At 66.4% G+C, this 12,684-nt stretch carries 13 protein-coding genes; 5 read left to right on the forward strand and 8 right to left on the reverse strand.

Features of this window, described 5'->3' with window-relative positions; translation table 11 throughout:
- Positions 1–90: 90 nt before the first annotated feature.
- From IB261_RS21950 to IB261_RS21965, 4 genes are all read left to right on the forward strand, one after another.
- Positions 91–855 carry a helix-turn-helix transcriptional regulator gene (locus IB261_RS21950; RefSeq protein ID WP_192224128.1) on the forward strand — a complete coding sequence of 255 codons (765 nt, stop codon included), beginning with the start codon at positions 91–93 and terminating at the stop codon, positions 853–855.
- Between the two features lie 69 nt (positions 856–924).
- Positions 925–1,266, forward strand: a complete 342-nt coding sequence (locus IB261_RS21955) for a tRNA-binding protein (protein WP_192381155.1) — start codon at positions 925–927, stop codon at positions 1,264–1,266.
- Positions 1,267–1,353: 87 nt separating this feature from the next.
- The gene (locus tag IB261_RS21960; RefSeq protein ID WP_192381154.1) at positions 1,354–2,220 is read left to right on the forward strand and encodes a DMT family transporter; all 867 of its coding nucleotides are present in this window, start codon (positions 1,354–1,356) and stop codon (positions 2,218–2,220) included.
- A 22-nt stretch (positions 2,221–2,242) separates the two neighbouring features.
- Positions 2,243–2,455 carry a hypothetical protein gene (locus IB261_RS21965; protein ID WP_151187929.1) on the forward strand — a complete coding sequence of 71 codons (213 nt, stop codon included), beginning with the start codon at positions 2,243–2,245 and terminating at the stop codon, positions 2,453–2,455.
- On the opposite strand, the gene IB261_RS21970 is transcribed toward IB261_RS21965, so the two are convergent.
- The 3 genes from IB261_RS21970 to IB261_RS21980 form a co-directional block, all read right to left on the reverse strand.
- Complete coding sequence (locus IB261_RS21970) at positions 2,440–2,943, reverse strand: hypothetical protein (RefSeq protein ID WP_081520274.1); 504 nt, start codon at positions 2,941–2,943, stop codon at positions 2,440–2,442. The two genes, IB261_RS21965 and IB261_RS21970, sit on opposite strands and share 16 nt — an antisense overlap.
- Positions 2,944–3,064: 121 nt before the next feature.
- The gene (rfaD, locus tag IB261_RS21975) at positions 3,065–4,057 is read right to left on the reverse strand and encodes an ADP-glyceromanno-heptose 6-epimerase (protein ID WP_192209748.1); all 993 of its coding nucleotides are present in this window, start codon (positions 4,055–4,057) and stop codon (positions 3,065–3,067) included.
- Positions 4,058–4,181: 124 nt separating this feature from the next.
- Positions 4,182–4,466, reverse strand: a complete 285-nt coding sequence (locus tag IB261_RS21980) for an Rdx family protein (protein WP_192381153.1) — start codon at positions 4,464–4,466, stop codon at positions 4,182–4,184.
- Between the two features lie 70 nt (positions 4,467–4,536).
- On the opposite strand from IB261_RS21980, the gene IB261_RS21985 reads away from it, so the two are divergent.
- Positions 4,537–6,741, forward strand: coding sequence for a patatin-like phospholipase family protein (locus IB261_RS21985; protein ID WP_192381152.1), 2,205 nt, complete (start codon positions 4,537–4,539; stop codon positions 6,739–6,741).
- Positions 6,742–6,886: 145 nt separating this feature from the next.
- Here the strand turns inward: IB261_RS21985 and IB261_RS21990 are convergent, their stop codons facing one another.
- The 5 genes from IB261_RS21990 to IB261_RS22010 all read right to left on the reverse strand — a co-directional run bounded on the left by IB261_RS21990 (position 6,887) and on the right by IB261_RS22010 (position 12,641).
- Positions 6,887–9,154, reverse strand: coding sequence for a FimV/HubP family polar landmark protein (locus tag IB261_RS21990; protein WP_192381151.1), 2,268 nt, complete (start codon positions 9,152–9,154; stop codon positions 6,887–6,889).
- 294 nt (positions 9,155–9,448) lie between these two features.
- Positions 9,449–9,883: a transcriptional regulator SlyA gene (gene slyA / locus IB261_RS21995; RefSeq protein WP_081520269.1), complete on the reverse strand. Its 435-nt coding sequence runs from the start codon at positions 9,881–9,883 to the stop codon at positions 9,449–9,451.
- A gap of 107 nt (positions 9,884–9,990) precedes the next feature.
- Complete coding sequence (locus tag IB261_RS22000; protein WP_192381150.1) at positions 9,991–11,007, reverse strand: DUF2804 domain-containing protein; 1,017 nt, start codon at positions 11,005–11,007, stop codon at positions 9,991–9,993.
- Between the two features lie 97 nt (positions 11,008–11,104).
- The gene (locus IB261_RS22005; protein ID WP_192381149.1) at positions 11,105–12,301 is read right to left on the reverse strand and encodes a GGDEF domain-containing protein; all 1,197 of its coding nucleotides are present in this window, start codon (positions 12,299–12,301) and stop codon (positions 11,105–11,107) included.
- 67 nt (positions 12,302–12,368) lie between these two features.
- Positions 12,369–12,641: a hypothetical protein gene (locus IB261_RS22010; RefSeq protein ID WP_192381148.1), complete on the reverse strand. Its 273-nt coding sequence runs from the start codon at positions 12,639–12,641 to the stop codon at positions 12,369–12,371.
- Between the last annotated feature and the right edge of the window lie 43 nt (positions 12,642–12,684).

The following is a 12,684-nucleotide window of genomic DNA, read 5'->3' on the forward strand; positions in this document are numbered from 1 at the left end:
GAAGCGAAGGTGACCGACTCGCGACAGTCCCGTTACAGCCCTCGGCGCGCTAGACTGTCAGCCTGCCCGCCAGCATGAAAGCAGCCTTGCATGAGCCAGATTCTCTCCCTGCGCCAGTACAGCCATGACCACCTCGCCCACAGCCACAGCCATGCGCAGCTGGTGCTGGGGCTGTCCGGCAGCCTGGATTTCGAAGTGGGCGGTCGCGGCAGCCTGGTGACCCGGCAGACCTTCGCCGTGGTGCCGCGTGACGAGCACCACGCCTGCGCCAGCCCCGATGGCAGCCGCTGCCTGGTGGTGGACCTGGAAGACGAGGAAGACCTGCTCGGCGGCCTCGGCCTGCACAGCGATGCCGGCCGCCGCCTTCTGGAAACCCCCGGCCAGCGCCTGCTCAGCAACGACCAGGCGCAGCTGGTGCACTGGCTCGCCGGCAGCTCGCTGCATGATCCGGTGCTGGCGCGCCAGGGCGCCATCCTGCTGCTCGCCAGCCTCGCCGCCGGCCAGCAGCGCCTCGACGAATCGGCGCAACTGCCGCTGGCCAGCCTCGACAGCTACATCGACCGGCATGCCGCGCACCCGCTGCAGGTGGCGGACCTGGCGCGGCTCGCCGGATTGTCCGCGGCGCGCTTCCATGCGCGCTTCCTCGCCGAAACCGGGCAGACGCCCATGGACTACGTGCGCCAGCGCCGCCTGCACCTGGGCCGCGACCTGCTGCGCGGCTCGCACCAGTCGGTCGGCGAGATCGCCGCGCAGGTCGGCTACGCCTCGCAGAGCGCCTTCACCGCCGCCCTCGTCCGCCAGTTCGGCACCACCCCGCGCCAACTGCGTCAGCAGTCGCGCGACAATTCCCGCTAGCCGCGCGACAGACAACCGCGCGCCAGCAACCTAGACTGCCGGCAATCAAGCAAACCAGCAGGAGCTGCGATGTCGGCAGACACCATCGAGTGGCAGGATTTCGAGCGCGTCGAACTGCGCGTGGGCACCATCATTCAGGCCGAACCCAACGTAAAGGCGCGCAAGCCCGCCTACATCCTCCAGGTCGACCTCGGCCCGTTGGGGATCAAGACGTCCAGCGCGCAGATCACCGCACACTATGACGCCAACGAGCTGATTGGCCGCCAGGTGCTGTGCGTGTGCAATTTCGAGCCAAAATCCATCGCCGGCGTGCGCTCGGAAGTGCTGGTCACCGGCGCCTACGACAGCGACGAGAAAGTGGTACTGGCCGGTTTCGACAAGCCGCTGCCCAATGGTGCGCGGCTCGCCTGAGCCTCGTTTCACCGCGCGCCGGCTGGCCTGGCGCGCCTTCCTCTTTCCAGACAAGGCCCCACCACGACAGTCGGCGGGAGCTCAGGCATGAAGCGCGTTACTGAACTCACTCCCCGCGGCGCCCTGATCGGCCTGCACATCGGCGCCCTGATGTTCGGGCTGTCCGGCATCTTCGGCAAACTCATCCTCGCCGGCCCCCTGGTCATCGTCTTCGGCCGCGCGCTGTTCGGCTCGCTGTCACTGGCGGCGGTATTCGCCGGACATCTGCGTGAACAGAAGCGCCCCACGCTGAAACAGGCCGCCATGCTGCTGGGCGGCGGCGTGTTGCTGTGTACGCACTGGCTGACCTTCTTCCTCGCGGTGAAGGTGGGCAACGTGGCGGTGGCCACCCTCGGCTTCGCCAGCTTCCCGGCCTTCACCGTGCTGCTGGAGGGCCTGCTGTTCCGCGAGCGCATCCGCAGGGGCGAGTACCTGGTAGTGGCATTGGTGTGCATTGGCCTGGTGATGGTCACGCCGACCCTGGACCTGCACGACGGCGCCACCGCCGGCCTGCTCTGGGGCACCCTCTCCGGCCTGCTGTTCGCCCTGCTGTCGCTGGCCAACCGGGTGAGCGTGCGCGGCATCGACCCGATCCAGGCGGCGCTGTGCCAGAACCTGACGATCATCGCCTGCCTGCTGCCGCTGGTACTGCTCGACCTGCCCTCGGTGCGCGGCATGGACTGGCTCTGGCTGGTCGCCCTGGGCGTACTCTGCACCGGCGTCGCCCACAGCCTTTTCGTCGCCAGCCTGCGGCTGATCAAGGCGCGTACGGCGGCGGTGATCTTCGCCCTGGAGCCGGTCTACGGCATCGCCTTCGCCACCGTACTGTTCGGCGAAGAACCGAGCCTGCGCATGCTGGCGGGCGGCGTGCTGATCATCTTCGCGACCTTCCTCAGCGCGCGTGGATCGCACTAGGTTTCACTTGTAGGAGCGCGCCATGCCCGCGATTCGCGCGCATGGCGCGCTCCTGCAGGTTGATGCATGGTTCCCAGGAAGTCCCGGGCAAAAAGAAGGCCGCCGCGCAGCATGCGAAACTCGAACCTTGCCCCGGGGAGGGAATGCCAAGGATTCATCGCACGACAGCCTGCGTGGCGGCCTGTTCGGTGTGGCGCCTGCGGATCAGGCGCCGGGAAATCAGTTGATGCTGTAGCCGCGCCCGCTCAGGCAGGCGCCCAGCGCGCGGCGGTAGGTGTCGGATTGGCCCGCCGGCGGCGCCTGGGTGGCGGCGGCCGGGTCGAAACCGCTCTGGCCGACGGCCCAGGTATGGCACTCGTAGCGGTCACGGCTCTGCTGCTCCGGCGACTGGCCACTGGCGGGATAGGCGATCACTTCGTAGCTGGTGGTCGGGGCAGCCTGCACGGCTGGCGGCGTCTCCACCGCGACGTACTGGCGGCGGTCGGCGTTCCACAGGTAGTAGGTCCCGGCGGCGACGAAGTAGAGCATGCTGCCGATCCAGACTTCCCGCGCGTAATCCGGCAGGCCATAGCCATGCCCCGGGCCCCAGCCATGGTACGGACCCGGTCCCGGGCCGCCCGGCCCACCGGGGCCGCCATGGGGCCCTGCCACGGCCGCAGCCGAGAGGCTCAGGGCCAGCAACGTGGCGACGGATTTGAGCGCGATGCGCGAGGACAGCTTCATTTCACCTCCAGTCACGGGCGATCCACCGCCCGCCGTTCGTGGTGAGAATTGTCTCGCGCCTGCCCCCCGCGCAGTGTCAGCAGTCGGTAAAGACTGGGTAAAAAGCCCGATACAAGCGGTATCAGTCCTGTTGCAGCAACCACCGGCAATAGCGCTGCACGCCCTCTTCCACGCCCATCATCGGCGCGCGGTAGCCCGCCTCGCGGAGGAAGGCGATATCGGCGCAGGTGTAGCACTGGTACTTGCCACGCAGCTCATCCGGGAACTCGGTGTACTCCAGCAATCCGGCGCGGATAGCCGCGTCCAGGGTCAGCGGCTGCAGGTCCTGCTGTTCGCGCAGGGTGTTGATCACCGCCAGGGCCACGTCGTTGAACGGCTGGGCACGGCCGCTGCCGAGGTTGAAGATGCCGCTGCGCTCGGGGTTGTCGAGGAAGTGCAGGTTGACCTTCGCCACGTCCTCCACCGAAACGAAGTCGCGCAGGTGGCCGCCGGCCGGATAGTCACCGTATTCGCCGAACAGCCTGACCTTGCCGGTCTCGCGGAACTGGTTGAAGCAGTGGAAGGCCACCGAGGCCATGCGGCCCTTGTGCTGCTCGCGCGGGCCATAGACGTTGAAGTAACGGAAGCCGGCAACCTGGGTGCGAGCAGTGGGCAGTACCTTGCGTACGCGCTGGTCGAAGAGGAACTTCGAATAGCCGTAGACGTTCAGCGGCTTCTCGCAGGAGCGCATCTCGCGGAACTCATGGCCACCGCCGTATACCGCTGCCGACGAGGCGTAGAGGAACGGCACGCCCAGCGACAGGCTGGCGTCCAGCAACTCGCAGCTGTAGCGGTAGTTGTTGTCCATCATGTAGCGCCCGTCGCGCTCCATGGTGCTGGAGCAGGCGCCCTGGTGCAGCAGCGCGCGCACCACGCCGAAGTCACCGCGCGCGTAGCGCTCGATGAAGTCGCGCTTGTCGAGGTAATCGCTGATGTCGCAATCGGCGAGGTTGGCGAACTTGTCGCCTTCGGTCAGGTCGTCGACCGCGATGATGTCGGTCTCGCCGCGCTGGTTCAGCGCCTTGACGAGGTTGCTGCCGATGAACCCGGCAGCGCCTGTGACGATGATGCTCATGGCGGGCATCCTTTGCGGAGAATGGATGCCACCAGCCTAAAAGCGAGACGCAAGTCTCATTTTGATGTGAAGCAAAGAAGTTAGCCAGCTATCGAATTAATCTGCCGGGCGGTACAGCTCGGATTCAGGAGCGGTCGTTGTGGCCCAGATCGCGCTGCGGATCGATGCGGTCGCGCACCCGCTGCTTGAGCACCTTGGCCTCGGGGAAGCCGCCGTCGGCCTTGCGCTCCCAGATCTGCTCGCCGTCGCAGGCAATCTGGAAAACCCCGCCGGTGCCCGGTGCCAGGCTGACCTTGCCCAGGTCGTCGCCGAAGGTGCTCAGCAGTTCCTGGGCCAGCCAGGCGGCGCGCAGCAGCCACTGGCACTGGGTGCAATAGGTGATGACGATTTCGGCTTTGGCTTCGGACATGAATCAGACTCTGCTGTAGGACGCGAACCTATAATACCGGTCTGAAACGCCCTACCGGACTCTTCTCTTCATGCGCCGACTGCTGTTCGCCCTCCTCCTGCTCCTTCCCCTCGGCGCCCTGGCGGCGAATACCCCACCGAAGATCGGCCTGGTTCTCTCCGGCGGCGCCGCGCGCGGTCTGGCGCACATCGGCGTGCTCAAGGCGCTGGATGAACAGGGCATCCACGTCGACGCCATCGCCGGCACCAGCATGGGCGCGGTCATCGGCGGCCTGTACGCCGCGGGCTATACACCCAGGGAGCTGGAACAGCTGGCTCTGGGGCTGGACTGGAAGCAGGCGCTGTCCGACTCGCCGCCACGGGTCGACGTGCCCTTCCGCCGCAAGCAGGACGACCGCGACTTCCTGGTGAAGCAGAAGCTCAGCTTCCGCGACGACGGCACCCTCGGCCTGCCGCTGGGCGCGATCCAGGGGCAGAACCTGTCGATGCTGCTGGAGAGCCTGCTGGTCCACACCAGCGATACGCGCAACTTCGACCAGCTGGCGATCCCCTTCCGCGCGGTGGCCACCGATATCTCCACCGGCGAGAAGGTGGTGTTCAGCAAGGGTCACCTGCCCCAGGCGATCCGCGCCAGCATGTCGATCCCGGCGGTGTTCGCCCCGGTGGACGTCAACGGCAAGCTGCTGGTGGACGGCGGCATGGTCGACAACATCCCGGTGGACGTGGCGCGGCAGATGGGCGTCGACGTGGTCATCGTGGTCGACATCGGCAACCCGCTGCTGGACCGCAAGCAGCTGACCACCGTGGTGGACATGCTCAACCAGTCCGTCACCCTGATGACCCGCAAGAACTCCGAGGCGCAGCTGGCCACCCTGAAGTCCAGCGACATCCTCGTGCAGCCGCCCCTGAGCGGCTACAGCTCCACCGACTTCGGGCGCGTGCCGCAACTGATCGACGCCGGCTACCGCGCCACCAGCATCCTCGCCCCGCGCCTGGCAACACTGCGCAAGCCCGCCGATGCCGAGGCGGTTGCGCTCACCGAAGCGCGCGCGCCGGGCGAGCGGCAACCGGTGATCGACCGGATCGAGGTGGAGAACAACTCCAAGGTCAGCGACGACGTCATCCTCCATTACATCCGCCAGCCGCTGGGCGAGCACCTGGACCTGGAGCGCCTGCAGCGTGACATGAGCACCCTCTACGGCCTGGACTACTTCGACCAGGTGCAGTACCGCGTGGTGCACAACAAGCCGGGCGCGGACGGCAAGTCCGACAACGTGCTGGTGATCCACGCGTACGGAAAGCGCGGCGGCACCGACTACCTGCGCCTGGGCCTGAACCTCTCCGACGACCTGCGCGGCGACAGCACCTTCAACGTCGGCGGCAGCTACCGCATGAACGGCATCAACCGCCTCGGCGCGGAATGGCTGACGCGCCTGCAGATCGGCGACCGCCAGGAGCTCTACAGCGAGTTCTACCAGCCGCTGGACGTGGGCTCGCGCTACTTCGTGGCTCCGTACGTGTTCAATGAGGCCCAGAACGTCGAGGCCACGGACAACGACGACCCGATTGCCGAGTACCGGCTCGAGCGCTACGGCTACGGCCTCAACCTGGGCCGGCAGATCGCCAACAACGGTGAATTCCGCCTCGGCGTGGCCCAGGCCTTCGGCAAGGCCGATGTGCGGGTGGGCGAGCAGGACCTGCCGGACTTCCACTTCACCGAGGGTTACGCCCAGCTGCAATACTCCTTCGACACCATGGACAACGTGGACTTCCCCCGCGAGGGCGAGAACATCCAGACCTCCTTCCGCGAGCACACGCCGTCCCTGGGTGACGACGACCGCTACCGGCAGTGGGAATTCCACCTGGACAAGGCGCTGAGCAGCGGCCCGAACACCTGGGTGCTGGGCGGCGGCTACGGGCGCACCATCGACGACGCTGACGTGGTGGTGTCGAGCTTCCTGCTCGGCGGCGCGCGGCAGCTCTCCGGCTATCGCCAGGACGCGCTGACCGGGCAGAACTACAGCCTCGGCCGGGTCATCTACTACCGGCGCATGACCGAGCGCTCCTTCCTGCCGCTGGACTTCCCCTTCTACCTGGGCGGCAGCCTGGAGCGCGGACGGGTATGGAACAACGACAACAGCTACGACACCGGCTACGTCAACGCCGGCAGCATCCTGATGGGCTTCGAGACGCCGCTGGGGCCGCTGTCCTTCAGCTACGGCCTGAACGATGCGAGCGAGCACGCGGTGTACATCAACCTGGGGCGTAATTTCTGAGGCGGCGCCGCGCCGGGAACGGCGCAAAACCGTTTGCAGTGTTATGCCCTGATGCTGACGCGCTCCTACAGGGCATGGCGGGAGCGATATCCTGCAGGTATGAAAAAGCCCGGCAAGTGCCGGGCTTTTTCATCCGCGATTAAGCTCAGGCAATCAGCGCCAGCAGCTCGCGCGCTTCGGCCTTGGCCTTGGAGTCACCACTGGCGATCACCTGCTTGAGGATGCCGTAGGCCTCTTCCAGGTTGCCCTGGTCGATGCACTGGCGGGCGCGATCGAGGCTGGCCAGCAGCTCGTCGTGCTCGTGGCCGATATCGTCCGGCAGGTCGAAGGTCAGTTCCTCCTCCACGCCCATGGTCTTGCTGCCATGGCCGAACATCTCGCCGTGCTCGCCCAGGTCCAGCTCGGTGATTTCCGGCAGCTCGTGCAGATTGCTGCGGAAGTCCGACGGCACTTCCTGTGCGGCCTTGGGTGCAGCAGCCTTGCCTTGTTTGGTGGAGTCGAAGGGGTTGTCGAGCTTGTCCCAGTCCAGGTCCAGCGACAGATCGCTGAGGTTCATCGCGAAGTCCGGTTGGTCCTGCGCAGCCCTGGATTGCTCCACGGGAGTGGCTACGGGCTCGCCCAGTTCGAGGTCGTCCCAGTCAGTGAGCGTCTCGCCGGTGGGCGGTTGCAGGGTGTCTTCCGGGCGAATCAGCATTGCCGGGTAGCGCGACTTGAGCTGGTCGATCTGCTTCTGGTCACCACCGGCAGCCACCAGGGCGTGCTCTTCCTCATGGAAGCCGGCCACGTCACCCAGCTCGGCCAGTACCAGCAGCAGCTTCATGCGCAGTTCGCGGCGGTTCGGCTCGGCGTTGACGGCCTTGCGCAGCATGTCGCGGGCCTGGGTGAAGCGGCCGTAGGCGATGTAGATATCCGCACCTTCCAGGCTGTCCGAGCTGGCGGCAGGCAGACGGGCGACGCCCGGTTCCGGCGTGGCGACCACCACCGGATGCGACACCGGCACAGGAGCCGCCGCCACCGCGGCAGCTGCCAGTGGCTTGGCCTGCGGAAGTGGCTTCACCGGCTCGGGCGCAGCCGAGCGCAGGGGCGGCATCTCGACCGGCTTTTCCTCGCGCTTGCGACGGGCGAACAGCAGGCCGACCAGCAGCGCGCCAAGGGCGCCAGCACCCAGCCAGGGCCAGTAGTTGAAGCCGGAGCCCTGGGCATCCTGCGCCGGGGTTGCCGGCTGTGCGCCGCCCGGAGCGGGGGTGTTCTGCTGCGCCGGCGCCACGGCATTGGGAGCGGCGGGCACGGCATTGGTCGGGGCGTTGCTGGTCGGTGCATCAGCTGCAGGAGCATTGGCTGCCGGGGCATTGCCGGAGGCTTCCGCGCCTTGGCGGCGATCCAGTTCGGCCTGCAGCGACTGCACCTGCTGGTCGCGGCTCTGCAGGGCCTGCTGGAGGGATACCAGCTGCTTCTGCAGGTCGTCCATGCGCTGGTTCATCTGGTCGCGCTGGGCGTTGGCCAGCAGCAGGTCAGCTTCCACCTTGGCGACGCTGGTATCAGCGGCCGGCACTGCCGGGGCGGCAGCATTGCCCTGGGCCTGAGCCGGAGCGCTGGCCACAGCAGTGGCTGCGCCGCCGGGCTGCTCGGCAGCCGGCGCTGGGGCGGCGGAAGCAGGCTGCGGCGCCGAGGCCGTGCTGGCGCTGCCGGCGTGCTCCTGGCCCTGCGGCAGGATCAGCGTCTGGCCCACCTTCAGGCGGTGCGGGTCACCATTGACGAAGGCCTGCGGGTTCAGCGCGACGATGCTGTCCATCAGTTGCGCGCGGGAAGCGCCGCTGCCCGTCAGGCGCGAACTGATCTTCCACAGGGTGTCATTGCGCACCGTGGTGTAGCGGCCATCACCCGCCGGCAGCGGCGGTTGTGCCGGCGCGCGGCGCACGGGCTCCGGGCGGTAGGCGTCCGGGCGGTAACCGGAAGAGCGCGAAGGCGCGACGTCGCGCGCCGCGACATTGGCGGCCACGCTGCGGTTGGCGCTGTACTCCGGCGGATCGATCAGCACGGTGTACTCGCGCAGCATGCGACCGTTGGGGCGCTCCACGGCAATCAGGAAATTCAGGTAAGGCTCGTGCACCGGCTGCGTGGACACCACCTTGATGTAGCCACGACCATTGCGGATCACCGGGGTGAAGCGCAGGTTCTGCAGGAACACGAAGCGGTCGACGCCAGCGTTCTCGTAGTCAGCGGGACTCGCGAGCTTCGCTATGAGTTCGTCGGAGGTCATGTCGCCGGTTTCGAGCAGGGCGATCTCGGCATCCAGCGGCTGGTTCAGCCCGGAGTGCAGCGTGATATCGCCGAGCCCGAGGGCATTCGCGTGAGCGGAGACAAAAACCGAAAGTGCGGCAAGCGTCAGCGGAATTCTATTTATTCGAGCCATAACCCCATCCCATTGTCCGGGTCTGCACGCCATTCCCTGACCGCTCTAAAGCGGCAGGTTGAACCTGTCCACACACTGGAACCATGCCGGACTGCAGACCGCAACGCACCACTCCTCTGTACCTTGCAGGGTACAGGCCGTCTGATATCACGGATTAGGTGGTGCTCAGGGTTTGGTCAAGATAAATCGTCGAAAAACCGGCGAATGGTTAAGGGGTGGATAGCGAATGGCCAGCGGCCCTGCAAAGGACCGCCAGAAAAATGGCTACTTTACCCGAATAACGTGATGAATTGCTCAGTTTCGCTCGAGGTTGCCGAGAATTCGACTGAGCGTTTTCTGACACAGCGCGATTTCTTCTTCCGAAATCCCCGCCAGCACTTCGTTGCGAACGGCGGCGGCGATGTTCTCGATATCGGTGATCAGAACGTCTGCCTTGGGGGTGAGGGCGATGCGTTTGGCGCGGCGGTCTTCGGCGACGGCCTGGCGACGGACCAGCCCCTGGGCTTCGAGACCATCGAGCAGGCGCGCCAGGGTCGGACCTTCGACACCGACCGACTGGGCCAGCTCGCGCTGGGTGGGGGCGGCGGCGTGACGGGCCAGGTGCAGCAACACCAGCCAGCGAGCCTGGGACAGGCCGAGGTGGCTGAGACGGCGGTCGAGTTCGGCTCGCCATGCACGCGAAGCCTGGGCCAGTTGGGTACCGAAATAGTGCTTATCGTTGTCTGACATTGTGCTGCGTACGGTAGGAGGTTGGACGGCTAATTGATTTGACTAATTATTAGCCAGCTAATCAAGCCCGTACAATGACAGATTGTCGCAGGGTGTAAATCGCTCTCTCACCATTTCGCGTACTGGTCTTCGACGAACCCCCACAGGTTGTCGATGCGCACCTCGGCCTGTCCCGCCGGTCGCAGTACGCCGCTGAAGCGCCCGAAGATCTGCTTGAAGTTGCTGGCCAGCACGCCGAGATTGAGGCGCTCCTGGTGCAGCCCATGGGCCTCGAAACGCAGTTCGACCTGGCCATCGTAGGAACGGATGGTCCAGGGTTGCAGCGGATGGTCGCGGTCGAACTCGAAGCGCACAGTGTCGACCTTCACCAGTTGGCCGTCGAGCCAGTAGCAGTTCTCGGTGAAGCTGGTCTCGTTGACCCCGCACGACAGGTTCAGCCCGACGCGCCGCCCTTGCGTCTCGCCGGACAGACAGGCCCAGTTCCAGAACGTCTCGCGGCGCATGTAGCCGGCGGACCAGTCGTGGTGCGCGTAGGCATCCAGCTCGCGCAGGTCGTAGTCGCCCAGCGCGCTGCGTACCTCGCCGTGGCACTGCACGCCGGCCACCTTGCGCGCGTAGACCCAGCCGTTCACCGCCGTTGGCGTACAGAGGCTCATGGGCTGGAACGCCGGCTGCTCCTCGCTGAAGCGCGCGTCGATGCGGGTGCCGTCGTCCAACTCGACCAGCAGGCGCTTCTCGAAAGGCGCGGAGCTGTTTTCCAGGCGCAGCAGGTTGCGCCCCTGGCGCAGTTCACAAACGCCGTCGTTGGGCGCCTGCGAGAAGTTCGTCCCCATGCCCAGCGGGCACTTGAACTGGCGCTCGATCATCCGCCCGCTCTCGGGGTGGTAGAGGTAGACGAAACCGATGGTGAGCAGGCTGACATCCGCCAGTGCGCAACCGCCGATCAGCGTCGGGCTGATCAGGCCGAAGTACTGGAACTGGTGGAAGCTGCGCCACTTGCTCAATGCGCCAAGGCGCCGGCCCATCGGCGAGCGGAAGTCGAAATCGCGGTAATTGATGGTCGCCGGGGTGCCGGGAAAGATGCCGTAGTGCGGTTGGCCGTTGGGCTGGATCAGCTGCTGCATGGGCGCGGGCTCGGTGACGGGGTGCGGCGCATGCTAGCACCGCGCCTGCGCGCGCCGCAGTCACGCACGGCGCCAGCTCGGGGGACCGAATGGGCCATCAGGCGACGACCTGGTTGCGTCCGAACGCCTTGGCTTCGTACAGGGCACGGTCGGCATGCTCGTAGATGCTGCGCAGCGGGTGGCCGGTCTCCGGCCACAGGCAGGACACGCCGATGGACAGCGTCACCTCGTCCGCCGTCAGCGACCCTTCGTGAGCGATGCCCAGCGCCTGCACCGACTCGCGCACGACTTCGGCGCGCTCCCTGGCTTCGCGCTCGCTGGCGCCATAGAGCAGCACGGCAAATTCCTCGCCCCCCAGGCGCACAGCCATGTCCAGCGGCCGCCGTGCGCTGGCCGTCAGCACCTCGCCGATGCGCTGCAGCACGCCGTCGCCGGCCTGGTGACCATAGCGGTCGTTGTAGGCCTTGAAATGATCGACATCGCAGAGCAGCAGCGCCAGCCCCACGCTCTCGCGCTGAGCCTGGCGCCACAGGCGCTCCAGCTGGCGATTGAAACTGCGGCGGTTGTGCAGGCCGGTCAGGGCGTCGTGCTCGGCCATGACCTTCAGCAGGCGGCTGATGAGGAAGTGCTGGCGGGACTTGTAGTCCAGCAGGTAGCAGCCCACTGCGCCGACCAGGTTGGCCAGCAGCAGGAACACCACGTTGCTGATCAGCTTGGGCAGCGGCAACCCCGCATAGAGCTCGAAGCCCACGTAGGCCAGCAGGATCACCGAAGCGCTGCCCACCGCCTCGGCGAAGCGCAGGCCGATCAGGAAGTAGGCCGCCATGCTGACCAGCAACAGGCCCTCGTAGGGATAGCTCTGGTCCACGGTGTGAGCGATGCCGGCCACGGCCGCCGCGCCGATGCCGACACTGAGGATGCAGGCCAGGCTCAGCGGCACCAGCAGCTGGGTGTGCCGGCGCTGCAGGATCAGCCCGCCGCAGGCGCTCAGCAGCACCAGCACGCCGATGCGCACGGCGAGCATGTCCCAGTGTTCTGCAGTCCGGATCAGGAGAAAGTCGATGGCCGCCAGCGCCAGCCAGATCAGCACACCGATGGTCAGCGCGGTGCGCTTGAGATCGAAGCTGTCTTCGAGCAGGTAATGGCGGTACTGGGTCTCGAGGTCGGGTTCGAAACGCAGGCGGCGAAAGCCCCGGGAGAGCTGTTCGGCATAGGCATTGGAGCGGACGTCGTCCAGCCAGCTTTGTTGTTGTGGCACGCTCACCTCTTCTGGTGGAGGTCTAAGTGCCACCATAGCCGTTCGGGACGTGCGTCACAAGTTTGTCGTTTTGCCCCGTCACGAAACTGACGGGGCAGCCCACTCACCAGCGATCGTCCCGGGAGTTCCGGTAACGGTCGTGGCCGTAGTAGGAGTCGTTGCAGTAACGGCGATCCGAATGCCCCTGGCGCTTGCGGCAATCACGGTCGTCGTCGTCATCGTCCTTGGACAGGATGACCAGCCCCGCCACCAGGGCGACTGCCGCAACGCCGATCAAGGCGTTCTTCCCGCCCTCGGTCAGCCCGCCGCCACTGGCGCATCCACTGAGTTGCCCAACGACCAGCAGCCCCGCCGCTACCCGCACCCAGCTCGCCATCTGTCACTCCGACAGTGATCCGTACTGACAGGTTGGACTGGTG

Source organism: Pseudomonas sp. PDM20, assembly GCF_014852575.3.
GTDB lineage: Bacteria > Pseudomonadota > Gammaproteobacteria > Pseudomonadales > Pseudomonadaceae > Pseudomonas.

Excerpts from the sequence above, each read along its gene's own strand:
- IB261_RS21990 (WP_192381151.1), bottom strand. The coding sequence starts at position 9,154 with ATGGCTCGAATAAATAGAATTCCGCTGACGCTTGCCGCACTTTCGGTT.
- IB261_RS22000 (WP_192381150.1), bottom strand. The coding sequence starts at position 11,007 with ATGCAGCAGCTGATCCAGCCCAACGGCCAACCGCACTACGGCATCTTT.
- IB261_RS21965 (WP_151187929.1), top strand. The coding sequence starts at position 2,243 with ATGCCCGCGATTCGCGCGCATGGCGCGCTCCTGCAGGTTGATGCATGG.
- IB261_RS21950 (WP_192224128.1), top strand. The coding sequence starts at position 91 with ATGAGCCAGATTCTCTCCCTGCGCCAGTACAGCCATGACCACCTCGCC.
- IB261_RS22005 (WP_192381149.1), bottom strand. The coding sequence starts at position 12,301 with ATGGTGGCACTTAGACCTCCACCAGAAGAGGTGAGCGTGCCACAACAA.
- IB261_RS21980 (WP_192381153.1), bottom strand. The coding sequence starts at position 4,466 with ATGTCCGAAGCCAAAGCCGAAATCGTCATCACCTATTGCACCCAGTGC.
- rfaD (WP_192209748.1), bottom strand. The coding sequence starts at position 4,057 with ATGAGCATCATCGTCACAGGCGCTGCCGGGTTCATCGGCAGCAACCTC.
- IB261_RS21960 (WP_192381154.1), top strand. The coding sequence starts at position 1,354 with ATGAAGCGCGTTACTGAACTCACTCCCCGCGGCGCCCTGATCGGCCTG.
- IB261_RS21985 (WP_192381152.1), top strand. The coding sequence starts at position 4,537 with ATGCGCCGACTGCTGTTCGCCCTCCTCCTGCTCCTTCCCCTCGGCGCC.
- IB261_RS21955 (WP_192381155.1), top strand. The coding sequence starts at position 925 with ATGTCGGCAGACACCATCGAGTGGCAGGATTTCGAGCGCGTCGAACTG.
- slyA (WP_081520269.1), bottom strand. The coding sequence starts at position 9,883 with ATGTCAGACAACGATAAGCACTATTTCGGTACCCAACTGGCCCAGGCT.
- IB261_RS22010 (WP_192381148.1), bottom strand. The coding sequence starts at position 12,641 with ATGGCGAGCTGGGTGCGGGTAGCGGCGGGGCTGCTGGTCGTTGGGCAA.
- IB261_RS21970 (WP_081520274.1), bottom strand. The coding sequence starts at position 2,943 with ATGAAGCTGTCCTCGCGCATCGCGCTCAAATCCGTCGCCACGTTGCTG.